This is a genomic window from Candidatus Nebulibacter yamunensis (assembly GCF_024208055.1).
Taxonomy (GTDB): domain Bacteria; phylum Pseudomonadota; class Gammaproteobacteria; order Francisellales; family Francisellaceae; genus Caedibacter; species Caedibacter lacustris.
The window spans coordinates 1-26,466 of sequence record NZ_JAMBMW010000013.1 but is presented as its reverse complement, the minus strand read 5'-3'; the positions used below and the strand labels follow the sequence as shown (position 1 = coordinate 26,466).

25 protein-coding genes and 1 pseudogene are annotated in these 26,466 nt (G+C 37.2%); 18 read left to right on the top strand and 8 right to left on the bottom strand.

Translation table 11 applies throughout. The features are described 5' to 3' along the window. Positions 1-82 precede the first annotated feature (82 nt). Entirely contained in the window at positions 83-1,492 is a 1,410-nt protein-coding gene (locus M1V25_RS06790) for a peptide MFS transporter (protein WP_116964322.1), read from the top strand. Here M1V25_RS06790 and M1V25_RS06785 read toward each other — a convergent pair. Beyond that, positions 1,489-2,373 carry a DMT family transporter gene (locus tag M1V25_RS06785; protein WP_498842793.1) on the bottom strand — a complete coding sequence of 295 codons (885 nt, stop codon included), beginning with the start codon at positions 2,371-2,373 and terminating at the stop codon, positions 1,489-1,491. The genes M1V25_RS06790 and M1V25_RS06785 overlap by 4 nt on opposite strands. An 11-nt stretch (positions 2,374-2,384) precedes the next feature. Next, complete coding sequence (locus M1V25_RS06780; RefSeq protein WP_116964320.1) at positions 2,385-3,155, bottom strand: SDR family NAD(P)-dependent oxidoreductase; 771 nt, start codon at positions 3,153-3,155, stop codon at positions 2,385-2,387. Positions 3,156-3,457: 302 nt separating this feature from the next. Here M1V25_RS06780 and M1V25_RS06775 point away from each other — a divergent pair, with 302 nt between their 5' ends. From M1V25_RS06775 to M1V25_RS06765, 3 genes are all read left to right on the top strand, one after another. Further along, positions 3,458-4,306, top strand: coding sequence for an MFS transporter (locus M1V25_RS06775; RefSeq protein WP_498842792.1), 849 nt, complete (start codon positions 3,458-3,460; stop codon positions 4,304-4,306). A 22-nt stretch (positions 4,307-4,328) separates the two neighbouring features. After that, positions 4,329-4,706 (top strand): hypothetical protein, encoded by a 378-nt coding sequence (locus M1V25_RS06770; protein WP_498842791.1) that lies wholly within the window; start codon positions 4,329-4,331, stop codon positions 4,704-4,706. A gap of 150 nt (positions 4,707-4,856) precedes the next feature. Continuing rightward, positions 4,857-6,707: a ribonuclease catalytic domain-containing protein gene (locus M1V25_RS06765; RefSeq protein ID WP_498842790.1), complete on the top strand. Its 1,851-nt coding sequence runs from the start codon at positions 4,857-4,859 to the stop codon at positions 6,705-6,707. 236 nt (positions 6,708-6,943) lie between these two features. On the opposite strand, the gene M1V25_RS06760 is transcribed toward M1V25_RS06765, so the two are convergent. Further along, a complete protein-coding gene (locus M1V25_RS06760) occupies positions 6,944-9,685 on the bottom strand; it encodes a hypothetical protein (protein ID WP_498842789.1) in 2,742 nt (913 codons plus the stop codon). 494 nt (positions 9,686-10,179) lie between these two features. Between M1V25_RS06760 and M1V25_RS06755 the strand changes: the two genes are divergently transcribed. Beyond that, on the top strand, positions 10,180-10,752 hold the full coding sequence (locus tag M1V25_RS06755; protein WP_498842788.1) for a hypothetical protein: 573 nt from the start codon (positions 10,180-10,182) through the stop codon (positions 10,750-10,752). Then, positions 10,752-10,985 carry a hypothetical protein gene (locus M1V25_RS06750; RefSeq protein ID WP_498842787.1) on the top strand — a complete coding sequence of 78 codons (234 nt, stop codon included), beginning with the start codon at positions 10,752-10,754 and terminating at the stop codon, positions 10,983-10,985. The genes M1V25_RS06755 and M1V25_RS06750 overlap by 1 nt, the downstream gene beginning before the upstream one ends. A 124-nt stretch (positions 10,986-11,109) precedes the next feature. Here M1V25_RS06750 and M1V25_RS06745 read toward each other — a convergent pair whose 3' ends face one another. Next, positions 11,110-11,289 carry a hypothetical protein gene (locus tag M1V25_RS06745; protein WP_498842786.1) on the bottom strand — a complete coding sequence of 60 codons (180 nt, stop codon included), beginning with the start codon at positions 11,287-11,289 and terminating at the stop codon, positions 11,110-11,112. A gap of 95 nt (positions 11,290-11,384) precedes the next feature. Here M1V25_RS06745 and M1V25_RS06740 point away from each other — a divergent pair, with 95 nt between their 5' ends. Beyond that, positions 11,385-11,642 carry a hypothetical protein gene (locus M1V25_RS06740; RefSeq protein ID WP_498842785.1) on the top strand — a complete coding sequence of 86 codons (258 nt, stop codon included), beginning with the start codon at positions 11,385-11,387 and terminating at the stop codon, positions 11,640-11,642. Between the two features lie 267 nt (positions 11,643-11,909). Here the strand turns inward: M1V25_RS06740 and M1V25_RS06735 are convergent, their stop codons facing one another. Next, positions 11,910-12,560, bottom strand: a complete 651-nt coding sequence (locus M1V25_RS06735) for an outer membrane beta-barrel protein (protein WP_498842784.1) — start codon at positions 12,558-12,560, stop codon at positions 11,910-11,912. A gap of 394 nt (positions 12,561-12,954) precedes the next feature. Here M1V25_RS06735 and serC point away from each other — a divergent pair, with 394 nt between their 5' ends. From serC to M1V25_RS06680, 11 genes and pseudogenes are all read left to right on the top strand, one after another. Beyond that, positions 12,955-13,998: a 3-phosphoserine/phosphohydroxythreonine transaminase gene (serC, locus tag M1V25_RS06730; RefSeq protein WP_239986790.1), complete on the top strand. Its 1,044-nt coding sequence runs from the start codon at positions 12,955-12,957 to the stop codon at positions 13,996-13,998. Continuing rightward, positions 13,988-14,650, top strand: a pseudogene (cmk, locus tag M1V25_RS06725) ((d)CMP kinase); the annotation flags it as partial. The gene serC and the pseudogene cmk, both read left to right, overlap by 11 nt. 24 nt (positions 14,651-14,674) lie before the next feature. After that, positions 14,675-15,697: an AGE family epimerase/isomerase gene (locus M1V25_RS06720; protein WP_498842810.1), complete on the top strand. Its 1,023-nt coding sequence runs from the start codon at positions 14,675-14,677 to the stop codon at positions 15,695-15,697. Next, the gene (locus M1V25_RS06715; protein ID WP_498842783.1) at positions 15,694-16,278 is read left to right on the top strand and encodes a YqiA/YcfP family alpha/beta fold hydrolase; all 585 of its coding nucleotides are present in this window, start codon (positions 15,694-15,696) and stop codon (positions 16,276-16,278) included. The genes M1V25_RS06720 and M1V25_RS06715 overlap by 4 nt, the downstream gene beginning before the upstream one ends. A gap of 4 nt (positions 16,279-16,282) precedes the next feature. Next, entirely contained in the window at positions 16,283-17,494 is a 1,212-nt protein-coding gene (locus tag M1V25_RS06710) for a beta-ketoacyl-ACP synthase (protein WP_498842782.1), read from the top strand. Positions 17,495-17,497: 3 nt separating this feature from the next. Next, positions 17,498-17,953, top strand: a complete 456-nt coding sequence (locus M1V25_RS06705) for a hotdog family protein (RefSeq protein WP_498842781.1) — start codon at positions 17,498-17,500, stop codon at positions 17,951-17,953. Then, positions 17,953-18,678 (top strand): 3-oxoacyl-ACP reductase FabG, encoded by a 726-nt coding sequence (gene fabG, locus M1V25_RS06700; protein WP_116964664.1) that lies wholly within the window; start codon positions 17,953-17,955, stop codon positions 18,676-18,678. Before M1V25_RS06705 ends, fabG begins: the two co-directional genes overlap by 1 nt. Next, positions 18,675-19,913, top strand: a complete 1,239-nt coding sequence (locus M1V25_RS06695; RefSeq protein ID WP_116964663.1) for a beta-ketoacyl-ACP synthase — start codon at positions 18,675-18,677, stop codon at positions 19,911-19,913. The genes fabG and M1V25_RS06695 overlap by 4 nt, the downstream gene beginning before the upstream one ends. After that, positions 19,906-20,697, top strand: a complete 792-nt coding sequence (gene dapF, locus M1V25_RS06690; RefSeq protein WP_498842780.1) for a diaminopimelate epimerase — start codon at positions 19,906-19,908, stop codon at positions 20,695-20,697. Before M1V25_RS06695 ends, dapF begins: the two co-directional genes overlap by 8 nt. Positions 20,698-20,779: 82 nt before the next feature. Next, positions 20,780-21,793 (top strand): M14 family metallopeptidase, encoded by a 1,014-nt coding sequence (locus M1V25_RS06685; RefSeq protein ID WP_498842779.1) that lies wholly within the window; start codon positions 20,780-20,782, stop codon positions 21,791-21,793. Positions 21,794-21,971: 178 nt separating this feature from the next. After that, positions 21,972-22,760, top strand: coding sequence for a DNA/RNA non-specific endonuclease (locus tag M1V25_RS06680; protein WP_420810636.1), 789 nt, complete (start codon positions 21,972-21,974; stop codon positions 22,758-22,760). Positions 22,761-22,861: 101 nt separating this feature from the next. Here M1V25_RS06680 and prmC read toward each other — a convergent pair whose 3' ends face one another. The 3 genes from prmC to hemA are packed head-to-tail and all read right to left on the bottom strand — an operon-like array spanning position 22,862 to position 26,065. Then, positions 22,862-23,728, bottom strand: a complete 867-nt coding sequence (prmC, locus tag M1V25_RS06675) for a peptide chain release factor N(5)-glutamine methyltransferase (protein ID WP_498842778.1) — start codon at positions 23,726-23,728, stop codon at positions 22,862-22,864. After that, on the bottom strand, positions 23,721-24,812 hold the full coding sequence (gene prfA / locus M1V25_RS06670; protein ID WP_116964653.1) for a peptide chain release factor 1: 1,092 nt from the start codon (positions 24,810-24,812) through the stop codon (positions 23,721-23,723). The genes prmC and prfA overlap by 8 nt, the downstream gene beginning before the upstream one ends. An 8-nt stretch (positions 24,813-24,820) precedes the next feature. Then, positions 24,821-26,065, bottom strand: a complete 1,245-nt coding sequence (gene hemA / locus M1V25_RS06665; RefSeq protein ID WP_498842777.1) for a glutamyl-tRNA reductase — start codon at positions 26,063-26,065, stop codon at positions 24,821-24,823. Positions 26,066-26,466 lie beyond the last annotated feature (401 nt).

Below are 26,466 nucleotides of genomic sequence, written 5' to 3'. Positions count from 1 at the left end.
TTAGAGTAAACTTTTTCTTGATTTTTCGATACTTTTATTATCGAATCTACGCTTAAGCAATTTAAATTTAGTCGAAAACTGAATGAAAACTTTAAAAGGACAAACCAGCGTTTTAACCATCACAAGCCTTACTGAATTTGGAGAGCGCTACAGTTACTACGTTATTCAATCACTATTAATCTTCTTTTTAATCCAAAAATTTAATCTTCCACAGGCAGCAAGCGCCTCTTTAGTTGGAACAGTATTAAGCATGGTATATATTTCTGCTTTAGTGGGAGGCTACATTGCTGACAAACTGATTAGTTATTATCGCTCAGCAATACTTGGTGTTGGATTCATGATTACAGGTAGTTGTATACTTGCTATTGCAAGTTCTGAAAATCTACTATTTGTTGGACTTGCATTTATCTCAATTAGTACGGGATTAATCAAGTCGAATATTAGCTCTTTTATTGGACGCTTTTATGATCATACAGGCGCCACTGAAGGGCAGCGTGATTTTGGATTTAATATCTTCTACATTGGTATTAATGCAGGTGGTTTTGCTGCGCTATTTATCGCTTCATATTTGAATGACACGTATGGATTTGCAGCACCGTTTTATTCAAGTTTAATTGTTTCGATTTTGGTGCTAATAAATCTGATTATTGGTTTTTTCTTGTTGGTTAAACACATAAAAGAAGTCAGAATAAACTTAACTATTATTGCTAAAACAACTGTTATTTTGGTCGGATATTTTGTGATGGTGTTCATTATTTTAAAAAATCCCATTATTGCAAATGTAGCAATTATTGTCGCAGCAATCGGATGTTTGGTGATTATGACGTTTTCGGCACAAAAAAAATATTGGCGTAATGTGATCGTGTTGTTAGTGTTTTTTGTGCTTTCCATTTTATACTGGGCGCTGTTTTTTCAAATATTTATTTCGATATTGTTATTTATCTCGCAAGGCGTAAATTCACATTTTCTGGGCTGGAATATATTAACTTCTCAGTTTTTAAGTTTTGAGGCAGCTGGAGTGCTTATTTTTGGCTTTTTCATGGGGAAAATATGGCTCTACTTTGATCACAAAGGCAAACCGATACATGATATCGATAAATTTAACTTTGGCTTTATGACATTAGCGTTGGTCTTTTTAATTATTTGGATTGGCATCAAACTTACACCAATAGATAGTAGTATGGCTGCAACTTATATGATCATTGCATTTTTAGTGATGGCAATTAGTGAGCTATCGCTTTCTGCAATTGGTTTATCGCTTATTACTAAATTAGCGCCACCGAATTACGTGTCACTCTACATGGGCATATGGTTGGTAACACTTGGCATTGGTGGCAAACTGGCGGGTGCTATTTCACAGTGTGTAACTATTGCTGGGGATACTGAGTCAGTCAAATCAAGTATGGCTTTAGGTCTACTATTATTCATTGCACTGACGGTAATCGGCAGCATGTTATGTTTTTGTGTTAGAAGGTTTATTAAACACGGTTAACCTTTTCTTGCCCCAAGCATGATAGAGGTAAGGATAAGCAACGTTCCAACGCCTTGAATGAGAGTAATTTTTTCGTCTAAAAAAATAAATGATAGTAGCAGGGTTGAAATTGGCATTGCTGCTGTAACGAGTCCAGCTGTGCTCGCGCTGACTTGATTACATCCCATAAACCAAAACAAATAAAACAGCGCTGAAGAGATAGAAACTAAAAGCAATACAAAATAAGCAATGTAACTAAGTACCACTAATTCATACCAATTGGTAAAAAACAAAAATGGGACCATGGCAATGGCATTAATAATATTCATTAAAAATGCTGATTTTACAGCAGATAGCTCTGTACTTTTGAATTTGCTGATCACATAGTATAACGCTTCAGGAAGCATCGCGATCAAAATAATCCCGTCACCGATAAGCGATAACGATGAGAAATCATTAGCCGTGATATTTGTGCCATTAATCGCAATTAAACCAATGGTAGCAAATATGATGCATAGTGCTTTTAAACGCGTGATGCGTTGTTTAAAAATAAAGAATGATAGAATAATAATCATTGCTGGCAGTGTGCTAGTAATAAGCCCTGCCATACTAGCCGTGGTAAACTGAATGCCAGAAAGCATAAGAAGGTTAAAAAACATTCCAGCACAAAGTGCTTGCATGATCAAAATAAACCAATCCTTTTTGGCTAAAGTGCAAATTTTATCTTGTGGATTATTTTTTTGTTGCAAAAAAGGAATACACAGCATCAACACTAAGCTACCAACAACAAATCGAATTTCCAGTAGCACGACAATAGGTAGGTTTGCCACTAGAAACTTAGAACCTGTAATATTTATCCCAGTTACCATCTGTGCCACAATAAGTGACAAAATGCTCCACATATTAGCCTCCTTTAAAGTGATTGACTGACGATACTTAATGGTGCCCAGCTTTGGCAAGTTGGCATGACCTCTAACGTGTTGATATTGATATGTGGTGGTAGAGTCGTGGTAAAGTAAACAATGTTTGCAATATCTTCAGCAATAAGTGGTGAGTTTCCTGCGTAAACTTCATTTGCTTTGACTTCGTCACCCTTAAAGCGCACCAAAGAAAATTCGGTTTGTGACATACCTGGTTCAATTTCACTTACGCGAATGTTTTTACCTTGTAAATCACAACGAAGTGTGCGTGAAAATTGTTGGACGAAAGCTTTGGTTGCACAGTATACATGACCGCCAGGATAAGGCCAGTTTGCAGCGATAGAGCCAATATTGACAATATGACCCATGTTATTATTAAGCATAAATGGCAAAATGCGTTTAGTCATATAGATGAGCCCTTTAATATTGGTGTTGATCATCGTTTCAAAATCAAGCTCATCAGCATTTTGAAAGCTTGAAAGACCAAGAGCAAGTCCTGCGTTATTAATCAAAATCCCAATGTTCCGCATCGTCATAGGTAAAGCTTTGATAAACTGCTCAATATCATTCTTCTGCGTAACATCTAATTGAGCGATGTGAATAGGAAAGTTTGAATCTAGCTCTTGTGTTAACTTCTTAAGTCTGTCAAAGCGTCGTGCGGTTAAAATGACTGGGTGACCATTGGCATTGTATTTTTTTGCCATAGCTGCGCCAAAGCCTGCACTTGCTCCAGTAATTAAAACAATTGGTTTTGATTGTGACATTTTGACCCTTAATTTGTGATAGCTAGAGCCTCTTACCGTTGCTATGCTTGCGACAAGCTCTAAGAAATTTCAATATTTAATATGAGTATATAAAAAAACTTATCAACAAGCATCTTCCTTATATATGCTTTTTTGACTGACAACATAAAGCTTATGAATAACATTTGTTGATATTCCAAAAGTGTGTAACATATTCAAATTACAGATATTATGGTGATGAACCATGTGTATTATAGAATATAAATTATATGGATTCTCGGATAAGCTCATAGACATATGGCAAACATTGTGTGGGATGTTAAATGACTGTGTTAGATAAAAAAACACTTCCTGCATTACTCATCAATAATGCTCTCTTCAATTTTTCACGCACCTTACCAGGTGCAATTATCGTTGTAGTCATTCTAGCGCATGGCGTATCCCTACAAGCGTTTACTTTAGCCAAGGCTTTACAGTTAATTACTTCGGCCATTGTCACTATTCCTGCTGGTATGGTTGCCGATAGGTATGGTCGAAAAAAGGCTTTAATTATAGCGTGTTTGTGCCAAATTATGTATTTTAGCTTACTAATAGAACCAACCTCTAATAAAGTAATTTTAGGTGAAATTTTTAATGGAATGGGACTAGCGTTCTATGCTGGCAGTTATGAAGCTTGGTTACTGCATTTAAATAGTAAGCGCCATGATTATCGCTTTATGAACAACATCATTCGCTCTTCTGAAATGGTGTTTTTATCTATTGCTACTGCCTCCATCATTGGTGCGCTGATATCAACCTATGTATTTATCATTACCGTTATTTGTCTTATTTTAGTGACGCTTTTCTATTACATACTTCCTGAAGAGAAGGCTGGAGCGCCTGAAAATAAAGAAAAGCCATTACCATCGCATATGATATTTGTATCAGCATTTCGTTATCTTTTAGTCAGTAATATAGGCAAAGTTCTCCTCATCTCAGGGGTCGTTAGTATAGGAATGATGCAGTTTATTTATCAATATTGGCAGCCATTTTTTGTCCATACAGGTTTAGTACAACCTCTAGTTTTGGCACTTATTTTTTTCATTTACTTTATGTGGACAATATCTATATTCCATACTATTTCGCAAATATATTTATACAAAACTACCATTAATCCCCTCCATTGTGCTTAGCCTCCTTTTAGCAAGCTCATCCATGTATTTATTACTGTTTTTCTCTTCCAGCACTGCTTTGATTGTTATTGTTATATTTTTATATGCTAGCTTTAACGGTCTTCTATCCAATGCCACTAATTTGGTGAACGTTCTGGTGGCACGCAACATCGATAAGCAATATCACTCAACAGGGATCAGCATTATTGATCTGATTGGTAAATGTACAGGCGGCATTGCCTTATTTGTCGTTATCCCCTTTATATCAAGTGCCAATATATTCTGGATATGGCTAAGCTTTGCTTTGCTTTGCTTTTCTCAGTGCTGGCGATCATCCTATATTTGCTACATGCACGTGCTATTTTTGCCAATGAAAGTCATGATATTATTCGCTAATTTTATTCTTGTAGAGCTATCCTGAGAAGGCTTAATTTCCTGGGGCCCTTATCGTATAATTATCGATTCTGATTGGGGATTTTTTCTAAACCAAAAAAATCAGTAACAATCATCCCTGTTTATTCGCTTTTTTGATACCATAGCCCTAATCCATCAAGCTGATATGTAGTTAAGAATGCAAATAGATAGTTTAGTAATTTTTAAAAATCACCCAGCGAGAGTGATTGGTTTTCAAGATAAGAAAGTCGAAATTCAGTTAGAAAATGAAAAAACCATAAAATTGCCCGAAAAAAATTTATTATTGCTACATGATGGTGGTTTTAAGAAGTTTGATGTACTTGCAGATGAATTAGGAGATGGTGAGTTAATTGAAGCCTGGAATTTATTACAAGGTGAAAAAACAAGCTATCCAGAATTAAGCGAATTAATTTATGGTGAGTATACACCTGCTACGGCTTATGCCACATGGCAACATGTGCAAAAGAATGTCCATTTTGCTGAAGAATCTGGTGAAATCGTTGTCAATAATGAAGAAACGATAGCTGCTATTATCAAAGAAGCAGAAAAGAAAAAACAAAAAGCGCAAGCCTTAGAGAGTTTTATCACTCGGTTAAAACAGAAGACCTATCTCACTCAAGATGAACCCTTCCTTAAAGAGATTGTGAGTTTTGCCCTAGGGCAAAGTTTAAGTTGTCGGTTTTTTAAATTCTTAGACAAAGAAGAAAATCAACAAAATGCACATCTATTATTACTGGAAATAAATTATTGGAATGAGTTTTTTAATCCATATCCAATCAGAATGGGCATAAGTTTAGATGAGCCAAAGTTTGATTTACCTAAGCTTCAAGATGAAACAAGAGTAGATTTAACCCATATGGAAAGTTATGCTATTGATGATGAAGATAGCCATGACCCAGATGATGCAATCAGTTTTGATGAAACCAATCAAAAGTTTTGGGTGCACGTTGCAGATCCTGCGGCAATAATCACTCCCGATGGTAAAATAGATATTGAAGCGCGTGCCAGAGGTACTAATCTATATTTGCCAGAAAAGATTGTACCAATGCTACCACATCAAGTAACACATAACTTGGCACTAGGGTTACACCCACTTTCACCTGCGCTTTCTGTTGGATTTAGAGTGTTAGATGGCGAAATTCAAGATATTGAAGTGGTATTATCGACTATCAAGGTCAAGCGTCTAAGTTATACAGCAGCTGAAGCAAGACTAACAGAAAAACCATTTCAATATTTTGTTGAAGCTTCTAAAGCCTTCAATCAATATCGTCATCAGCATGGCGCTGCTGATCTACAGTTTCCTGAAGTCAAACTACAGTTGAGAGAATATAAAGTTGAGATTAGGGAACTTGAAATATTAAAGAGTCGTAATATCGTGCGTGATGCGATGCTTATGGCAGGTGTTGCTATAGCGAAATTTGCTGATATGCATAATATTCCATTACCATTTTCAACTCAGCCAGAGCATGATTTAACTCCAGAAGAGCAAATGCCTGTTAAGTTATCCGAGATGTTTGCCATAAGAAGACGCCTACAAAAAGGTCAATATAAGAGTGCCGCTGATCGTCACGCAGGAATGGGATTATCTGCTTACGTTCAAGCTACAAGCCCATTAAGGCGTTATTTAGATCTGGTTGTTCATCAGCAACTTCGCCGCTTTCTAAAAGGTGAAACACTGTTTTCAGAGGAAGAGATTTTGGTGCGTATTGGTGAAAGTGAATCTGGCATCAAGGCTGCACGTCAATCAGAAATGTTTAGTAACAATCATTGGAAATGCGTTTACCTTATGCAACATTGTGGCTGGGAGGGTACGGCAATCGTGATCGAAAAACAACAAGGGAATCGTGTCACCATATTTATTCCCGCATTATCGCTAATCAAAAAACTCACATTAGTGGAGTCGGTAGAATTAGATGAAACCATCAAAATAAAATTAAGTCACGTGAAACTTCCAACTCAGGATTTTTATTTTCAGGTGGTTTTGACTGACAACACTGTAGGCAGGTGAAAATACTCTATTTTATTTTTGCTACCGTTTCAAAAATTTTGCAGGCTATACGTACTCGTTACGACAGATATTTAACCAGGATAGTTTAGAAAATTAGGCGTTTTAGCTGTAACGATAGATACTATCGATTGCAATTATAAATCGTCTAATTTATAGCGATGGTTTAAATTCTTTTAACTTCATCCCAATAAATAATTCACCCAGAATTCATGGTTAAAATAACGATTTTACAAGTTTCATACCGGTTGTGGGTTATTGTAATATCGTTTGATCTGAGTGGCAAGCCAGCCACCATCATCCATGGGGAAAGTCCCGACACTAGTGGTACTACCTCCACCCCATAGAATAGCAAATACATGGCTTTGTTGAGCTTTATCCATGTTGTCGCGCGACCAATCATAATTGCTGATCATCTGACCATTACTCAATAAATACTGTGGCAATTGACATGCTGGTTCACAATCATAAATCTCTTTTTGCAGAGTAATATTTTTGATATAGCTTTGTAGATTACTTAAGTCTTTTTTAACCACAGGATTACCCAAGAAGTAATCAGGCGCTGTTGCCCCATGGGTACCTTGATCAAGCTCATCTGTCGTCTGTAAATGCCCTCCTGGCAATTGCCATAACATTACAGGCACTTTACCCAAACCTTCTGATAATTGCTTGACATAAGTTAGATAATTATTCCAGTCACGGCTATTCCAAACAAATCCTGCACCTACTTCACCTGGTATTGGATTACGCTCGTATTTATCAAATACCAAAAAATCTGGTTTGTAAGCTCCGGTATACAAGCCAGCATCCTGCCACAATTTAATCGTTGAATTACTGATAACTTCCTCTACTTGTTGTTCTGTTAAATCCTTATGCAACCAATTTGCACCTATCACATTCCAGACATTTTCTTGCCACCCAAAGCTAATATCTGGAGCAAAGTTTTTGATCACCCAGTTACTAGCCTGGATCCAACCTTTAAAGTCATCGCTGAAGTTTGGCAATTGCGCCGTTTGACCTTTATAATCTTTTAATATTTCAATAGCATTCTCTTCCCATGGTTTTTTAACGTCCCATGGGCTATAAACGTCTGGTTTAAGAGATCCATTTTCAGCAATTTGAAAAAAACCTTCAGGTGTTTTGTTGTTAATATTCAGTGTCTTACCGTTATTCAACATAATTGTCCAATTATGCGCAGTTGTAACGAACCAATAAGCCTGCTGCAATGCGTTTTTGACATCTATAAAAGTTGGTGAATTTGGATCAAGCAAGTCCTTATATAAAGACATTTGCTGGATCATCCCCATAAGATCAGGGTTTAATATAATTGATCCTGGCAGATCATACTTCTTTCCTTCAGCTTGAATGGTCTGTGCTTCCAACATTAAGTTAATAAAATGCTTTGTTAAAATCAGGTTTTGTAGCTCATCTTCACTTTTACTATTATCAAAATCTTTAAAACTTGTGCCCCCGCTCATTTCGGCAGTATAAATCACCATAACAGGACGAGTTACACGCTTATTTTGCTCTGTAACCACCTGCGCAAGTTTATAGGTGTTTTGAGTGTAAATTGGATAAATAATCATACCAGGGTCACCATTTCCGCCATCACCTGCATATTTAAAAATTGCATCTACAGGTCGATCTCTAAACTGTGTTGGATTTAGGAAATTGGCATCCGTCACAGCTCCCATAGCAATATAATTTGGCCAGCCCTTTACAGATGGATGAGCTTCATTTTTATCAAATTGCAAGACAAAGTGATTACAACTTTGACAATTCTGAATCACTACTGTTTGCGGTTTTAAGCTATATTGATAGTCACCTATCGTGATACTTGCAGCATCCACTTCATAACTACCCACTGGCAAATTCACTTTTAGTTCTTCACCATGCGTATCTTCAATCTCTTGTTTATCAATTACCTTGCCTGCCTGACTTAATGTCAACGTTGTTTTGCTACCTGTTGGTAATCCTGAGATTGTATAAAAAACAGGGTAAGTGATAATCGGTGTTTCTGTAACATTCATGCTCACAGAGTAAATGGTGCTTGGATTTTCAAGAGTTACTTCAGTTGGAGAAAATGTAAAGTGGTAAACGCTCATAGAGCCAGTTATATCTTCTGTACTAAACCGATAGGTTTTATCTTTTGCCAATGTAATCGTCTTATCTGCGCCCCAAGGGACATCTAAGGTTTGGCTATCACTTACACTATTTTTATCCTCTATTGTCACGGAAACAACGTTGTTACTGATTCCTTGTGGTTTTTCATGCAACAAGCTGAATTTTAACTGTGAATCTTGCAATTGATACTTTAACGTCACGATTTGCGATTTATTTTTAACTGCTGTCACAGGATTGGCTGAAACAATAGCAACTGGTTGCTGTATATCATCCTTTTTAACATATGCGCTAATGCTATATCTCCCGGGAGTTACGTTTAAACCTTGTGTTTTTACTGATTTCCAAGTAACCCTATACGCAATTACCCCATTTTCCATAAGCTCAATTACAGTGTCATTGGGTAGTGTGTGACTATCGTTTGCTTGCTCAAATAATAACAGACTTGTTTCTTCTGGTTGTGAGGACTGAACGTGGAACTCAGTAATATTTAAGTTATTTTCTGTAGATGAAAAAGTAAAACTTGCCAGATGACCTTTAGGTAATATTACATCCTCTTCTGGCCACCAATATTGTCCATACTGAACCTTAATATTTCGTTCATCTTGAGATATAGTCACTGGTGCAGATAATTCCTTTTTAGCTGTATTGTCCCTGAGATCCCAAACCGCATTTATTTTCCCTTGGTCTATTGTAAACTCAATGGCTCGTTGTGTCAGATCAATATCTTCATCACAGCTAAAACTTAAGGTCTTCGTCCAATCTCCGCTGATTTCTTTTAAAGTGCATGTAGCATATGTACCGTTATACAAAAAGCCAAGCACAGTTAAAACTAATATTTTTTTGTTACTATTTTTCATTTGTGTTCTCAACTTGTTCTCTCATATTTCTGCTTCAATCGTGAATTTTAGTCACCACTTTTATATTTTTTAAATTTTTATGTTCATCTCTATATTTAAAAAAATCTAAAGTCAAAGCAAAGTACCTCTGATAATTCTTTTACGTTTTGATTTTGAACTTCGATGGAATAATCTAAAAAAATAGACTTTGGCACGTAAATGTTCTCTATTTTATCTTTCTTGATATTATGTTGGTCAAATTATAATAAACAAGTTTAACGTAAAATTTAGGACAGATAGTCTGAAAACTATATTGCTTCTTGACACTTAGCAAATCTCGTTCTGTTGCAAACTTTGCACAATTAATTTGGTCTAAATTTCATAAATAAGCACAATTAATCTGTTAATAATTGTATTGCATTACAAATAGTTACACACTAAATACATTGTTCAGCTATACATCGAGATAAATATCATTTAGCCTGTGTTGACTTTTGTTCATCCTGGAGCATCGGATGAGAATAAAACTCCCTGTATTGTCACGGGTTTGTGGCATCTTGTTTATCCTCCTATCGATATCAACTTTTACGACTTATGGTGCTGATCGCACACATATTGATTGGCTCTCATCAGGCTTTCCTAAGCAAATTACAGACCAGGTAACGGGTTTAAAACTTCAATTTGAGTATGATCGGCATGAACGTCCCTATCGTATTGTCAGCAGCGATGGTGAAACCAAGAGAACCTGGCAATATACCTATAGTGCCACCGTCAGAGGTGGCAAGGCAATGGCAAAGGTGGCATTGCCAAGAGTGATTAAGGAGAGCGGGATAGGTACAAAGGGGTTAACAACCCCTAAGGAGTACTTTGGAAGTAAGACTAAACAGGAAGTCAAAGACGCCCTTGAGAAGAAATATGGTCCTCCAAAGAGCTCTCGTGAATATGCCAATACCTATTACAACGATAAGACCAAGAGGTCTTACAACGTACATGAGGAGCCTGGGCATAACGACGACAAGCCGCACATAGACATAAGGCGCCGAGGGGGCTATGAGGAGCGCAAATATGATTTGAAGGAGGGCGAATAATGAACTCTCCAAAAATTATGGTTAATGGCGCCCTGATGGATAAGATTTTTTTTGAAGAGAATGTCCGAGAGGTGAAAACTTATTCTTGGGTGGAAAAGCCTATGGCTACGATTACCAATCATGGACACTGCGTTGTATGTACGGTCGCTTTGCCAAATAACCAGAGCGATCGGGTATTTGTATCTGGCTCTCTCTTGCTGTGCGACCATTGCCATAGGAATTATTTGGTGTAATTTATGTTGCAAAGGGTGTAGAGAGTGCGGCAACAGGCTTAAAACAACTACGAGACGACCAGCACTCACAAACGACAAGTCGAGGGTTTGTACGTCGACTGCATGATGTAAACCCTTCTTCGGTTTACATATAGACTCCACGCACAATCGATTGCGGCACATTCGTTGTTCCATCACTCGCAGCAGTCAAGTTTGACTTTGACTTCGAAATTAACGAAGATGGAATACTCGCCTTTACAACTAGCGACTTGGAAGATAGGTTGCTACTTGACTTCTCAGTCTCCCCTGCAGGTGAGTAAATCATGAAGGTCGAATTAAGTATATAGGTGAGCAAGCTACAGTAATTGTTAATGAGGATGGAAAAGTTATTACAACTTATGGAAAACCAAGAGGTGTTAAATGAGTGAAGCCTTACTTAACCTTAGCAAGCGTCATAAAGACCTTTTGATTATAACTTTGAACAACAATAAACAGTCTAAACTTATCAAAATAAATGGATCACTTCTGTATTGTAAACCATCCGATCGCGAAGAAATTTGTCAAGTACTTTTAGATGAGTTTTGTAATAAAGGTCTCAAAGCTGACGATGAGCCAAACTCTTTAGGTCTTGAGCTTGAGGATTTAATTGATTCAATAAGGCGGGAAGATTTGGGGTGACTCAGTCGTTCTACTTACCCCTTAACCCCTATAAGGACTATTGTTAAGGTACTCATATTGTTGAGAACACGATAAAAACAGGTCAAACGTTACTCACAAAAGCAGGGACTACCAGTTTTTATGATTCGGTTAATAAAACGTCAGGGTTATTACTAATAGTTTGTTGACTCAATAGCATTCAGACCATACTATTAACACGACAAAATCCCTTGGTAATTAGTCCGACACTTTACCTTGGTAATGACACTTGTACAACTTAAAGTTTATTTATATAGGAAATGTGTAACTAATGTAAGCAGTCAAAGTCACACTTGCCGCAACCTTGACATCATTACCGTGATAAGGGTTAGATGTTCTTAAGTCTGCGGTTGAACCAAATAAATAGCCAAGTTGACCCCCAATATTAATACCATTTGTGAATTTGTAGCCGACCCCTGCTGCAAGCTCTGGTAAAAATTCAAAATTGGTGCCATTGGTACCAGGAACAAAATAGGTGTCAGTATTTGTAATTTGTTGATGAACATAAGTTGCACCCGCTTTCGCAAACACATTAACACCGTTATTGAAAGTGTATTTGCCAACAATAAGAAGAGGGATGTTCCACTGGTTAAGGTTAGATTTATCTACACCATCTGCTTTTAATGAAGCTAAGCTATAGCCATAATAAAAACCGGATTCGACACCAAGACTTATGTTTTGGGTTAAAGCAAGGTCATAACCAACTGCAAAACCACCATAGGCACCACCTTGTGTTTTGGTGGTATTACTGATTATTCCACTAGAGTCGTAGTTTTGTGTTGATGCACCACCTAAGCTTGCACCAAGAGTAAGTCCCGTTTGCACACCTTGAGCAAATACAAAGTTACCACTTGTTAAACAAAATGCAGTGATGCCAATAATTTTACTCAATTTTTTCATATTACGTCTCCATATCTCAGGTTTAAACGCTTATAAGTATATCTTATTCACGTTTTATTTTGCAGTATTTCTGGTATTGGCGTTTTGTAACAAAATTATTTCCATGAAGGAATATTTTAATAACAACCTTTGGCAGATTATCGCCCTAATGCTTGATGACCTAAATAACTCTTAATGCTCACTTAATAATACCCCTAACCATATCAATTGTCATGTTGGATTATCAACCATAACGCATTTAAGAGATGAGACACTAATGTTTGCCCCTAGGGTCTAAAAAGTATGTAACTCTAGAATTAAATTAAAAATTCAGCTTTAGTGATGGGAATATAGATTTCATGCTTGTCATTGCTTCGCTATAATGAGTCCACTTAAGTTTTAACACATACAACACATGTATACAATGAATTTTTGTGCTGGACCTGCACAGCTTAAAAGCCATATTTACCAATCACTTATCCAGATGATTCATGATTACAAAGGTACAAAATTATCACTTTTGTCGTTGTCTCATCGTGACGAATTATTTGCAGAGGTCAATCATAATATCAAACAATATTTAACTCAATTATTAAATTTAAGCAATGATTATGAAATTTTATTGATGTCGGGGGGGGCTAGCGGTCAGTTTGCTGCAATCCCTATGAACCTGAATAAAAGTGGTAAAGCCCTTTATATCAACAGCGGTTATTGGTCACAAGCAGCAATTAAAGAAGCCAAAAAATTTATTGCCGTAGATCTCTTATCAATGACAGAGTCCAGTGATTTAATAGCTTCTCAATATGATTATGTCCATTACACTGAAAATGAAACCATAGATGGCATACAATGGCATTATATTCCCAATACATCATCACCACTGGTTTGCGATATGTCTTCGAGTTTTCTGTCAAAACCAACAGATATATCTCGATACGATTTGGTCTATGCTGGAGCTCAAAAAAACATAGGCTTACCAGGTATCACTGTTGTGATCATCAAAAAAAGTTTGATTGATGAAGACAAACAAAGTATTCCAGCGATATTAAACTATGCAACAATGCAACAAACAAACTCTTTGTATAACACACCAGACGTGATTGCTTGGGTGTCAGTTGAGTTAGTATTGCAAGATTTATTGGCACAAGGCGGCTTAGCGATTGTCGCTGAAAACAACAATCATAAGGCAAGGCTTTTATATAAAGCAATTGATGACTCAAAAATATTTAATAATTTCATAGCAGCTGAAATACGTTCAAAAATGAACGTAGTCTTTCATTTACCAAGCTTGGATCAAACTACAGCCTTTTTAAATTTTGCTAGAGAGAAAGGTGTTTATGGCATTGCTGGACACAGAAGCACAGGCGGTGTGCGAGTAAGCCTATACAATTCAATTACATTAGACGAAGTAAAAGCATTTATTACTGTAATGCAGGAGTTTGAATACCATGGGAAATAAGGTTGATATTATTACAGTTGATGGTCCAAGTGGAGTGGGAAAAGGCACGTTATCACGCTTGTTAGCCAAGCAGTTTGATTACGCCTTGTTAGATAGTGGAGCCATTTATCGGCTAGCGGCATTACTTGTTTTGGATCAGCAGTTAGATCTTTGTAATGAAGAACGTTTATATCACACCTTAAAAAATTTAAATATTGACTTTAAGATTGAAGATGATAAAACAACCGCTTATTTGAATGGTGTCGATGTAAGTCCCCGAATCAGGGAAGAAAAAACAGGTATGATAGCATCTAAAATTGCAAAAATTCCTATTGTGCGCGAAGCTTTGCTTGCGTGCCAAAAAGACTTTGCTAAAGGAGTAAAGGGCTTGGTTGCAGATGGAAGAGACATGGGAACAGTTGTCTTTCCAAATGCACAATATAAGTTTTTTTTAGACGCAGAAATTCAAGTGCGTGCAAAGCGACGCTATGATGAACTTGTTGCTAAAGCTGAGAAAGCAGATTACAACGAGATTTTAGAGCAATTGCAAGCACGTGATGCGCAAGATAGGAATCGAGCAATAGCTCCCTTGAAAGCAGCAGATGATGCAATTGTTGTAGATACTAGTAACTTGGATATCAATGGCGTTTTTAATAAAGTATTAACCGACATCAAACGTATAGATAGATTAAGCTATATGAAACGGTGGCAGAAAACCTATTATGACTTGTTAGTCAAAAATATCGATACACTTAGTTATGTACCAGAATTTTTGGACAAACCTTATTTAGTTAACAAAGCCAACACAAGACTATTATGTCAAACAAGGGGAATGTTTTATTTAATAACCTATGCGCGCTTAAACAATCTAGAAGATGGGTGGAACAAGGCTTTTAAGCTTTATCAGCAGATAAAAGCACTTTATTGGAATCACTCAACACAAAGCTGGCACAAATTTGTTCAAGATGGGAACGTTAGTGATCCTTATGAATATGCTTTCTTACTCTTCTCATTGAGTCATTTATATCAAAAATACACACAAACAGATTTATTGGCGGATATTTTGAAGGTGAATCAATTAATTCAAGAGAAGTTTGTAAGTGAAGCATTTAAAAACTTAAAGGATGCACAAGGTGTAATTGGTCAAAATGCGCTGATGCACTTATTTGAAAGTTATTTAAGTGCTTATCGCTATACCAAAAGTGATATTTTTAAAAATCAAGCACAAGCTTTATATGAGCAAATCATTATTTTGTTTTTTGATCACAAGCAAATGCTGATGCGTGAATATTCGATTGAATATCAACCTGTTGTTTTTGAACCAGGTCATAGCTTTGAGTGGAGTGCACTTATTTTGGAGGCACTAGAACTTGGTGTGGATGTAGGACTCATGCCCGATCATAAAGCATTATTTTTGTCTGCCTCTCAAAAGGGTGTTAATGCTAACGGCTTAGTACGCAGTAACTTGAATAACAAAGATGATCAAACACAATATCGCATTTGGCCGATGTTAGAATACATGCGCTATCTTGCCATGACAAAACAAGAAAATACACTTGAAGCAGCATTTGAAATTTTTGCTAAGGTGTTTATAGCAAATGATTTACCAATTGAGTATATCGATCATAATGAGCAAGCTGCCTTTGATAAAGTAAAATCAACGACAGGCTATCATCTGATTAACTGTTGGCAATACATCAGCACAAAGAGGTCAATATGAGTAAGCTAAGCAAATATTTTTTGTATCTACATGGTTTTCAAGGGTCACCGACTTCACCCAAAGCGCAAAAGCTTAAACAATGGTTTAAGCAAAAATATCCAAATGCTCAAATCGACATGCCACATTTAACCATGAATACACAACAAGCAATGAGCATGATCGATCAACTCTTATCTCAGGCTAAAGCTGATAGTAAAGTAATTATCGGTAGCTCACTAGGCGGTTATATGGCGCATTTATTAAAACAGACGCGAAGTGATATTGACAAAGTCATTTTAATCAATCCAGCTTCACGCTTAGATTTGATTGCTTTAATGCCACAATATAGCGATATGTATCACGAGGCAATGGCATTAGTGAATGCCATGCCAAAGCAACTTAAACACATGAATGATTATCTATTGCTGTTACAACAAGATGATACAATCACACCTGCTCATCTAGCAGAACAGGTCTTTGCCTGTGCGCACATCGATATAAAAACAGGTCAAGGTCACTCCTATAGTAACATTGACGTTAGCTTTGAGCTCATCGAAGAATTTTTGACACAACCTTCGGCATTATTCCATAAACTGGTGTAAGAGTATGCACAGTAAAATTTATATTAATGACATGGGTGCTATCAATGCTTTAGGTTGTAATAAAGCAGAAATTGCACGTGCACTTTTGACAAATAAAACAGCTTTAAAACCATATGATCAGCTTTTTAGTGGTAGAAAAACCTACGTTGGTCAAGTAAGTTGTGAATTACCAGCTTTAGATAAGCGTTATGCTAAGATTGATTGCCGTAACAATCGAATGCTGTTAGCAGCATTTAGCCAAATCCAAAAAAACTATCGAAGCTTGTCTGCCAGCATTAATCCTGCTCGCATTGCAGTTATTCTTGGAACTAGTACAGCTGGTATTTTGGAAAGTGAACAAGCTTATATAGTACATGCTAAAACTAAAGCTATGCCTAGGCGTTTTCATTATCACAAACAAGAGTTTGGCAAAATGGCACAATTTGTGGCTGATCTTTGTGGTGCTAAAGGACCGATATATACGATTTCAACAGCATGCTCATCTAGTGGAAAAACGTTTATGGTGGCAAAGCGATTAATTGAGGCCAATATATGTGAACTTTGTATTGTAGGTGGCTCAGATACGTTATCACAGGTGCCACTTAATGGTTTTGATGCATTAGATTCAATGACTTCTAATATTTGTAAACCTTTTCAGATTGATAGAGATGGTATTAACATTGGTGAAGGAGCGTCACTTTTTATCTTAAGTAAACATCAAAGTGAAATAATATTTGTCGGAGGTGGAGAAACTTCTGATGCGTATCATATCACCGCTCCTGATCCAGAAGGCATGGGAGCTAAAGTGGCAATGCTAAAGGCATTAAAGGATGCAAATTTAAACCCTGATGATATTGGATATATCAATACACATGGCACAGCAACACAAAAAAATGATGAAATGGAAAGCAAAGCAATTTTTGATATTTTTACTGATCAAGTATATTGTAGTTCAACTAAACCATTAACAGGTCACACCTTGGGTGCAGCAAGTGCAACTGAATTGGGCTTATGTTGGCTTTTACTATCTACTGAATATAATCCAGATAAACAATTACCTGCCCAAGTTGGCAATGATAATTTTGATCCAAATTTACCCAAAATCAAATTAACAGGTGATAATAGTATTTGGCAAAAACCATATTTTATGAGTAACTCCTTTGCTTTTGGTGGTAATAATATAAGTCTAATTATTGCAGCAAACTCGTCGTTTAAAACATCATTGAGTAAGGAATGATTTATGTATCATTTAGCAGAAATCATCCCGCAAAGTCCACCAATGCGCTTGATTGACTCATTGGATTATATAAATGAAGAGCAAGCGATATGTACAGCAAAAATTACTGCAAACCATGTCTTTTATGATTATCAAATTCAAGGTATATATGCTTGGGTAGGTATTGAAATGATGGCGCAAGCATCAGCTGCACTTGCTTATTTTGAAGGCAGCGAAAGTGATCATACACCCAGGCGTGGCTTCATGATAAGTGTACGTAATTTCAAAACAAAACAATCTGTGTTTGCCGAAGGTGAAATGCTAACGATCGTTGCTAATAAAGAAATGATCATTGACCCAATTGGTGTGTTTTTGTGTCAAATTCAACTGCATGGCAAATGTATAGCAACTGCAAAATTCAGTGCTTATCAGCCAATCGCTAAAGAATTCGAACAAATTGTTAAAGGGAAAACGTTTTAATGAGAAGAGTATTAGTAACAGGCGCAAGTAAAGGTATTGGTCAAGCAACAGCAATTATGTTGGCGCAATCTGGATTTGAGTTGGTTGTGCATTATAATCGTGATGAGGAAGGTGCAAGATATACAATTGATGAGATACAAACCAAAGGTGGTCAAGCAAATTTGATCCAATTTAATCTTGAAAATAGACAAGATTGTTTTACAAAATTAGAACAAGAAATTGCTCGAAATGGTGCGTTTTATGCTATTGTCAACAATGCAGGCATTTGCGAAGATGTGGCTTTCCCAGCGATGGACGCAGAAGCGTGGGATAAAATCATCCATACCAATTTAGATGGATTTTATAATGTACTAAAGCCTTGTATTATGCCGATGATTCAATTAAGAAAAGGAGGAAGAATTGTTACTTTGGCCTCCGTTTCTGGGATAGCTGGTAATAGAGGACAGGTTAATTATAGTGCTGCAAAATCAGGTATTATTGGTGCAACAAAGGCCTTGGCACTAGAGCTTGCCAAACGCAAAATTACAGTAAATTGCGTCGCACCTGGTCTGATCGAAACAAACATGACTAGTGATCTGGAGTATAAAGATGAAATTGAAAAATATATTCCTATGCGTCGCGCAGGGAAGGCAGAAGAAGTGGCTTCAGTGATTAATTTTCTTTGTTCAGATGCTGCAAGCTATGTCACACGTCAAATTATCTCTGTCAATGGAGGTTTGATATGACAAAACGTGTGGTTGTTACAGGAATGGGAGGCATTACCGCATTAGGCAATAGTTGGCAAGAGATTAAACAAGCGCTTATATCGGCTAAAACAGCAACTAAAAGTATGGAAGAATGGAAAAAAATTAAAGGCTTACATACAAGTTTGGGGGCTCCAATTCTAAATTTTAAAGTGCCAGCACATTATACGCGTAAACAGCTAAGGGGAATGGGTAGAGTGGCACAATTGGCGAGTGTTGCTTCGGAGAAGGCGTTGATTGATGCTAACTTACTTGAAGATAAAACGTTATTGGAAAGTGGAGAAATTGGTATTGCCTATGGCTCGTGCTCAGGTAGCACACAAGCTTTATGTGATTTAATCAAAATTGAAACCGAAAAAACGGTGAAAAATGTAAGCGCCACAACGTATGTTAAATCAATGAGTCATACTTGTGCAGTCAATCTCGCACTATTTTTAGGGTTGACTGGACGTGTGATCCCAACGTCAAGTGCTTGTACATCAAGCTCACAAGCAATTGGTTATGCCTATGAAACAATAAAGCATGGTTATCAAAAAATTATGCTTACAGGTGGAGCAGAAGAGCTATGTCCAAGCCAAGTCACAATCTTTGATACTTTGTTTGCAACAAGCCAAAAAAATGACGCCCCTCACACAACTCCAAGCCCATTTGATAAAAATCGCGATGGTCTTGTAATTGGAGAAGGCGCCTGTACATTGGTGTTGGAAGAATATGAACACGCTAAAAAACGTGGTGCCTATATTTATGCAGAAATAGTTGGATTTGGTACAAATTGTGATGCCAAACATATTACTCAGCCAACAGCTGATAAAATGTGTGATGCGTTGAAACTAGCATTAAATGATGCTGCCATTGATCCAAGTGCCATTGGCTACATTTCAACACATGGTACCGCAACTGAACAAGGAGATGTAGCTGAAAGTCATGCAACCTTTTCTATATTTGGTGATCGTGTTGCAGTGAGCTCATTAAAGGGTAACTTTGGACATACGCTTGGTGCGTGTGGCGCACTTGAAGTTTGGCTTTCAATTATGATGATGAAAGAAGGTATATTTATGCCAACGTTAAATTTGTCCGAAGTCGATAGTGAATGCGCTAAGCTTGATTATATTATCGGTATCCCACGGCAGTTAAAACCAAAATACATTATGAGTAATAATTTTGCCTTTGGTGGAATTAATACATCATTGATTATTAAGGATTATGTGAGTGAGTAAAGTATTGAAATTTCACAAAATGTGCGTATTGGGTAATGATTTTATTGTAATTGATGAGCGTAAAGGACAATGTGATTGGCAATTAGGAGAAATCCAAAACCTATGTGATCGACGTTTTGGGATAGGTGCTGATCAGTTGTTATTAATAAGAGCTTCTCAGATAGCGGATGTGAAAATATCCATTTATAATCAAGATGGCAGCCAGGCAAAACAGTGTGGTAATGGTTTGCGCGCTGTGGCATATTTATTCCTGAAAGAAAATATGCACCAAGAGTCGATTACAATTGAAGTAGAAGGCAAGCATTATGCGTGCCAGCGCGCCTCAAAAGACACTATCAGTGTTAACCTTGGACTACCGATCTTAAAACCACTGACCTATAATTTAGCTGGTAGTCAATTATTTGAATACGGAATTGAGGTCGATGTTGGTAATCCTCACTTAGTACTTTGGCTTAAGGCAAATGCACCAGCATTTGATTTTAATACGCTTGGACAAACAATACAACGACAATACATAGATGGTATTAATGTGCATTGTGTTAAACGTTTAGCTAAAGATAAAATTTATGTCCAACATTGGGAACGTGGAACAGGAGTAACACCATCTTGTGGCAGTGGCAGTATTGCTTCGGTGTTTGCTGGTATTTACTTGGGTTTTTTAACTTCAGCTGTTAAGGTAGAAAACGCAGTTGCTGAACTCGAAGTAAACGTGGTTGATAATGGCTATGTGTTAGTAGGCTCGGTTGTACATGTCTTTGATGGTGAAATAAGAGTAATAAGATGATAAACATTCGAAAGATTCCTTTAAGAACAATGATTTCTGGTTTAGCACATAAGATCAGTGTTATTGAGTATCGGCACCCAATGTGTATTTACAAGCTGCTTTACATGCTGCTGAAACCAATGGGATTGCCTTGATAAAGGCAATGCGAGAGTTTTTAGAAAAAAATGACTTTCCTTATAATGTCACACTTGTGCCATTTGCTAACCCATTTGCAATGGATATTAAAATTGGCGAATATACCTATGGTCGTTTTGATACCAAGACTGGAGAAAATTGGAATCGAGGGTTTAAAAATTTGCTTATGCCTGTTTGTGGATTGGATAAAATCGACTTACAAGAGTTTGTAGTAAAGTATCAAAACCAAGGTTTTGATCAATTATGTCAGGCATTTCATAAGCTTTTGTCCAAACGCCTTCAAGTTTGTATCCAACACGATATTGCACCTCATGAAAAGCTTGCCAATACACTGCATAAGCTTGCTTTGGATGCAGACTTTAGCTTTGATCTACATTGTGACTCAATATCAGTTCCTTATATTTATGCGCCAAGTTATTTAAAAGATAAGCGTCTATGTCACTTTATCAGTGATTACTTTATCTTCACCCCAAATGAGCCAAGCGGTTGTTTCAATCAAGCTATCTTTTACCCGTGGTGGCAGTTGATAACCTATTGGAACGAATTGACAGGTGAGGAACAACAATCACCCAAGCACGCTTTTACTTACGAGATGGGTAATAAAGAAACATTTGATAGTAAGTCAGCACAAAATTTATTAAACGGTATGATTGCTTATATTCAAAACAATAACATCCCCGAAACTCAGGATAAAAAATATGGCTGTCAAGAAGCTGACTTTTTCCGAGTGCGTGCATCATTGGGTGGAATAATAGAATATGACGATGCACAATTAGGAAAAATTCATAACAAGCATGTGAAATTAGGCTCTTTGCATACACAAAGCAGTATTTTGGGAATACAAGAAGCGATTGAAATTACGCTGCCAATTGATGCTATTTTGCTAACAAGAACCTCTTCAGCAACGATGCACGAAGGCGATGAAGTGTTTAAAGTAATGAGTAATTACTTCAAGATTTAACTTTTAACTAATCTACAATTTATTTTATCTTCGAAATTTTACGGCAATGGTCAAAACTTAGCGCATAAAAGCTTTATTATTGGGTAAGTTTCTTATATCTTAAGGTCCCCGCACATTGAATTAATAATATATTATGGTTACGCGACTTATTCGTTATTATCCTATTTTACTCACTATAATGGTGCTGGCATTTACACGTTTAAGTTTTGCCAATATAACGAGCTTGACTCAAAGTGCTATTACCACATTGCCAGCAACCACTAACTATTGCAATGGCTTTTTAAAATATGGCAGCCCTGGTGGCAAAGTTGATTTATATCTTTGCCGTGAAGGCTATATTGTTGGATATAACTATACAACAAAACAACCTAGCTGGGTGGCATATCGTTTAACTGCCAAATCTGCTTCAAATAAGAAAAAAAGACAGGATGAATTTCAGAGCGATCCTACTATACCTTTTAAATATCGTGCTGAACTTTCGGACTATAAAAATAGTGGTTATGACCGTGGACACTTGGCGCCTTATGCGTCGATGGACTTCAGTAAAACAAGTGCCACTCAATCCTTTTATCTCTCAAATATGTCACCACAAAGACCGGGATTAAATCGTAAAGGCTGGGCTAAGCTTGAAGGGGATGTGCGCTTTTGGGCGCAGATGTATCAAGAGCTCTATGTTTATACGGGCCCTGTGTTTAAAAACAGTAAAACACACAAAACAATCGGCAAAAACAAAGTTTTCGTGCCTGAATATTTCTTTAAAGTAATCTATGCACCAAGGCAGAATAAGTCGATTGCTTTTATCATGCCCAACGCTAATATAGATAAGAAAGATGTTGCCAAATACCGTGTATCGGTTAAAGAAGTCGAACAGCGCACAGGATTAAATTTTTTTAATACTTTTTCTACCGAGCAAGTTGCAACATTGACGACTCAAACATCACCTATGTGGCGAACAAGTTATGCTTAAACAAGCAGCCACTTTGAAATTTCATTTGCTAAGCTGATGTCTTCAGAAACTTTAAATCATAATTTTATTTGAGTTTAAGATGCTGTGTAATGCAACAAACCTTATCGAAATATCATTGTTTTAAGAATTTCTGCGTTGGCACTTGTTGCCCGTTTATGGTGAGCAAGGTCATAATAATGTAAAACATCTGTATAGCTATATTGCTTAAAAAGTTCAGCCACATCTTTGGCCTGTTGATAGCCATGTTCAATAATCATAAAACCACTGGGTTTTAGATAGCATTTACCATGCGTGATAATATGTGCAATATCCGCTAATCCGTTATTATTCGCAATAAGTGCATTATTTGGTTCATATTGACGTACTTTGTCACATAAAGCTTGGTCATTTTTATCGATGTAGGGTGGATTAGAAACAATAATGTCAAAACTTTCATTAGCTAAGGGTTGATACCAACTACCACACAAAAAAGTGACATTATCAATACCATGTCGTTGAGCGTTCTCTTTGGCAATTGTGAGTGCCTTAAGGCAGTTATCTACCGCAATAACATTCCAGCTTGGCTTTGAGTTTGCCAAAGCCAATGCAATAGCACCACTTCCTGTACCAAGATCCAACACTGTCAAGTCTGAGGCATTTGCGAATCGGTTAAGAATAGCATCAATAAGCACTTCAGTATCAGCTCGCGGGATAAGCGTATGCTCGTTCACTATTAACTCTAAATTCCAAAAACCCTGTTTACCAGTAAGATAAGCAACGGGCTTGCCCTGTAGGCGTTCATCAAAAAGTCGATTAAACTGGTAAAGCTGTTCTTGAGTCAATTGCTTTTCTGACCAAGTATAAAGGTAGCTTTTAGAAACATTTAATACATGACAAAGCAAACACTCAACATCAAGCCTTACCGTATCAGAAATGCCGTTTAAGCGTTGAGGGTAGCTAAGAAGAATGGTCTTGATGGTATTAGCCATTGTCTTCCGACATTTGAACTAATAAGTCAGCTTGATATTCTTGAATAAGTGGCTGTATTACTGACCCAAGGTCACCTTCCATGACTTCATCAAGCTTATAGAGTGTAAGATTAATTCGATGATCAGTAACACGCCCCTGCGGGAAATTATAAGTGCGAATACGTTCTGATCTATCACCACTACCAACAAGGCTCTTGCGCTGGCTAGACTGCTGTTGCTGCTGCTTATCTATTTCTGCTTGTAAAAGCTTAGCTTTTAACATTGACATCGCTTGGGCACGGTTTTTGTGTTGGGAACGCTGATCTTGGCACTCGACAACTACACCCGTTGGAATATGTGTGATGCGAATAGCCGAATCTGTTTTGTTGATATGTTGACCACCTGCCCCTGATGCTCTAAACGTATCGACTTTTAAGTCAGCAGGATTAATTTCAATACCTTCAACTTCATCTGCTTCTGGCATGACAGCAACTGTGCAGGCTGAAGTATGAACTCTACCTTGGGATTCTGTGGCAGGTACGCGTTGCACACGATGGGCACCAGATTCAAACTTAAGTTGTGAGTAAACGTTTTCACCCGAAACCTTGGTAATAATTTCTTTAAATCCCCCATGTTCACCTTCACTTTGACTTACGATTTCTATTTTCCAACCTTTAGTTTCAGCATAGCGACTATACATTCTAAACAAATCACCAGAAAAAATAGCGGCCTCATCACCTCCCGTTCCTGCACGTATTTCTAAAAATACATTAGCGCTGTCATTAGGATCTTTAGGTAACAACAGAATTTCCAGGTCTTTTGTTAAACGCTCCATCTTTTGTTCGGTTTGGACAAGCTCTTCTTTAGCCATTTCTCTCATTTCAGTGTCACTTTCTTTGAGCATTTCTTTGGTGCTGATAATGTCTTGTTGTGCTTTATCGTACGCTTTAAAGGTTGTGACTAAGGGCTCAAGTTGGGCATATTCTTTTGACAAATCACGAAACTTACTTTGGTCACTAATAATTTCGGCTTCTCCAAGAAGTACACCAATTTCTTCATGACGCTCAATTAAGCCTTGTAGTTTTCTTTTGATTGACTCTTTCATAAATATTATTATCTACCTTTTAAACCAAAAATTTCCTCAGCGTAACCCAATATATCATTACGCCCTTGAACGGCTGCATTTCGTAACGATACACTAGGTGTATGCAGCCATTTATTATTAAGATTGTGAGCAAAGCGCGTTAATACCATTTTAGGATCTTCACCATTTTCTAAACGACGCAAACAACGGCTTAGCTCCTCATCAATAATGTCTTTCGTCTGAGCACGCATCGCTTTGATTGTAGAATCTGAGAGAATTGCTTTTTCATGATTGATGTAATCATTTAAGCCTTTTTCAATCCATTTTTCCGCGCGTAAAGCCGCTTTTTCGCGTAGAGCCTTATTCGTTTGAATTAACCCTTGAATATCGTCGACACAATAAGTTGTAATATGAGACAGATGGTCAAGCATCGGATCGATAACCCTTGGTACAGATAGATCTATCAGTAGCTTATAACCTGTATTTTTTGTCAACATATCGACCGTTACCATAAAACCTGGGCACCTCACCGCACTGACAATAATATCCGCTTGATTAACCAACTCGTCTAAAGCGTTCAAATCAAATGCTTTGGCGCGATACTGATCAGCTACCTTTTTGGCTTTATCTAATGTTCGATTAGCAATAAAAAGCGCTTTTGGCATACATGAATTAAGGTGTCTTGCAACTAAGTTAGCAGTGTCTCCCGCACCAATAACCAAGATCGTTTTATCTTCGAAGTGATCAAGGTGTTGCCTAGCTAAGCTTATAGCAGAAAAAGCAACTGAAACAGGACATTGACCAATATCAGTATGAAAGCGGGTATATTTGGCCACTGAAAATACCTTCTGACAAAGGCGGTTTAGCGTTCCTCCCAAAGTTCCAACAGTTATTGCTTGAGCGTAAGCTTGTTTTATTTGTCCGAGTATTTGCGGCTCACCAAGTACCATTGATTCCAGACCACAACTCAAACGCATCAAGTGGTGAACAACGTGTGTTTCTTGGCGGATGATAAGATAATTTTTAAGATCTAAGTCCGCCCTTTTGGCATTTATCTGCCACCAAGCAATTACCAAATCAAGCTGACGTAATTCAGACAACACAACATAGATTTCAGTGCGATTGCAAGTAGATAAAATCATACATTGCCTCACACCTGCTTGTGCTTTAAGCGATTGTAAATAACTTGACAAACACTCAGTTTCAAGTGCAAATGCTCCACGAACGTCAAGGGATGCTTTTTTATAATCAATTGCTAAAGAAATAAGTGTCATCTAGGTACCTTTATATTGATCAGCTATTTCAGCTATGACAAGTCATTCAGCCACTGAAAATTGGTCGACATTGTACCACAAAAAAAGAAAAGTTCCATTGGCTATCATAGAACCCCTCTGTATATAATGTTTTTTATTTTCTGCTAAGAGACTAGTTGTACTCAAAGTTTGATTTTAAGGACTTGTTTTCAAAGGGCTTTTTGGTGGTGTTGCCATTAGTAAAAATGGGAATTGCCAAATTGAAGTGATATGAAGACTTCGATTGTATACAGGGTATTTTAAAAAAGTTAAAGAGGTAAGGGTCGTTTTTATCGTATTGATAAACTAATGACAAATAAAAAACCTGATGATGTTCTACTTTCACATGACGAATGCCACACTATCATCGACGCTAACTGTTT

Coding starts and splice junctions, on each gene's coding strand:
- hemA (WP_498842777.1), bottom strand. CDS start 26,065: ATGACACTTATTTCTTTAGCAATTGATTATAAAAAAGCATCCCTTGAC.
- M1V25_RS06680 (WP_420810636.1), top strand. CDS start 21,972: ATGGTGCTGGCATTTACACGTTTAAGTTTTGCCAATATAACGAGCTTG.
- M1V25_RS06735 (WP_498842784.1), bottom strand. CDS start 12,560: ATGAAAAAATTGAGTAAAATTATTGGCATCACTGCATTTTGTTTAACA.
- M1V25_RS06750 (WP_498842787.1), top strand. CDS start 10,752: ATGAACTCTCCAAAAATTATGGTTAATGGCGCCCTGATGGATAAGATT.
- prfA (WP_116964653.1), bottom strand. CDS start 24,812: ATGAAAGAGTCAATCAAAAGAAAACTACAAGGCTTAATTGAGCGTCAT.
- M1V25_RS06720 (WP_498842810.1), top strand. CDS start 14,675: ATGAAACGGTGGCAGAAAACCTATTATGACTTGTTAGTCAAAAATATC.
- fabG (WP_116964664.1), top strand. CDS start 17,953: ATGAGAAGAGTATTAGTAACAGGCGCAAGTAAAGGTATTGGTCAAGCA.
- serC (WP_239986790.1), top strand. CDS start 12,955: ATGTATACAATGAATTTTTGTGCTGGACCTGCACAGCTTAAAAGCCAT.
- M1V25_RS06745 (WP_498842786.1), bottom strand. CDS start 11,289: ATGATTTACTCACCTGCAGGGGAGACTGAGAAGTCAAGTAGCAACCTA.
- M1V25_RS06765 (WP_498842790.1), top strand. CDS start 4,857: ATGCAAATAGATAGTTTAGTAATTTTTAAAAATCACCCAGCGAGAGTG.
- prmC (WP_498842778.1), bottom strand. CDS start 23,728: ATGGCTAATACCATCAAGACCATTCTTCTTAGCTACCCTCAACGCTTA.
- M1V25_RS06770 (WP_498842791.1), top strand. CDS start 4,329: ATGTATTTATTACTGTTTTTCTCTTCCAGCACTGCTTTGATTGTTATT.
- M1V25_RS06695 (WP_116964663.1), top strand. CDS start 18,675: ATGACAAAACGTGTGGTTGTTACAGGAATGGGAGGCATTACCGCATTA.
- M1V25_RS06705 (WP_498842781.1), top strand. CDS start 17,498: ATGTATCATTTAGCAGAAATCATCCCGCAAAGTCCACCAATGCGCTTG.
- M1V25_RS06755 (WP_498842788.1), top strand. CDS start 10,180: ATGAGAATAAAACTCCCTGTATTGTCACGGGTTTGTGGCATCTTGTTT.
- M1V25_RS06740 (WP_498842785.1), top strand. CDS start 11,385: ATGAGTGAAGCCTTACTTAACCTTAGCAAGCGTCATAAAGACCTTTTG.
- M1V25_RS06760 (WP_498842789.1), bottom strand. CDS start 9,685: ATGAAAAATAGTAACAAAAAAATATTAGTTTTAACTGTGCTTGGCTTT.
- M1V25_RS06715 (WP_498842783.1), top strand. CDS start 15,694: ATGAGTAAGCTAAGCAAATATTTTTTGTATCTACATGGTTTTCAAGGG.
- M1V25_RS06710 (WP_498842782.1), top strand. CDS start 16,283: ATGCACAGTAAAATTTATATTAATGACATGGGTGCTATCAATGCTTTA.
- M1V25_RS06775 (WP_498842792.1), top strand. CDS start 3,458: ATGACTGTGTTAGATAAAAAAACACTTCCTGCATTACTCATCAATAAT.
- M1V25_RS06780 (WP_116964320.1), bottom strand. CDS start 3,155: ATGTCACAATCAAAACCAATTGTTTTAATTACTGGAGCAAGTGCAGGC.
- M1V25_RS06785 (WP_498842793.1), bottom strand. CDS start 2,373: ATGTGGAGCATTTTGTCACTTATTGTGGCACAGATGGTAACTGGGATA.
- M1V25_RS06790 (WP_116964322.1), top strand. CDS start 83: ATGAAAACTTTAAAAGGACAAACCAGCGTTTTAACCATCACAAGCCTT.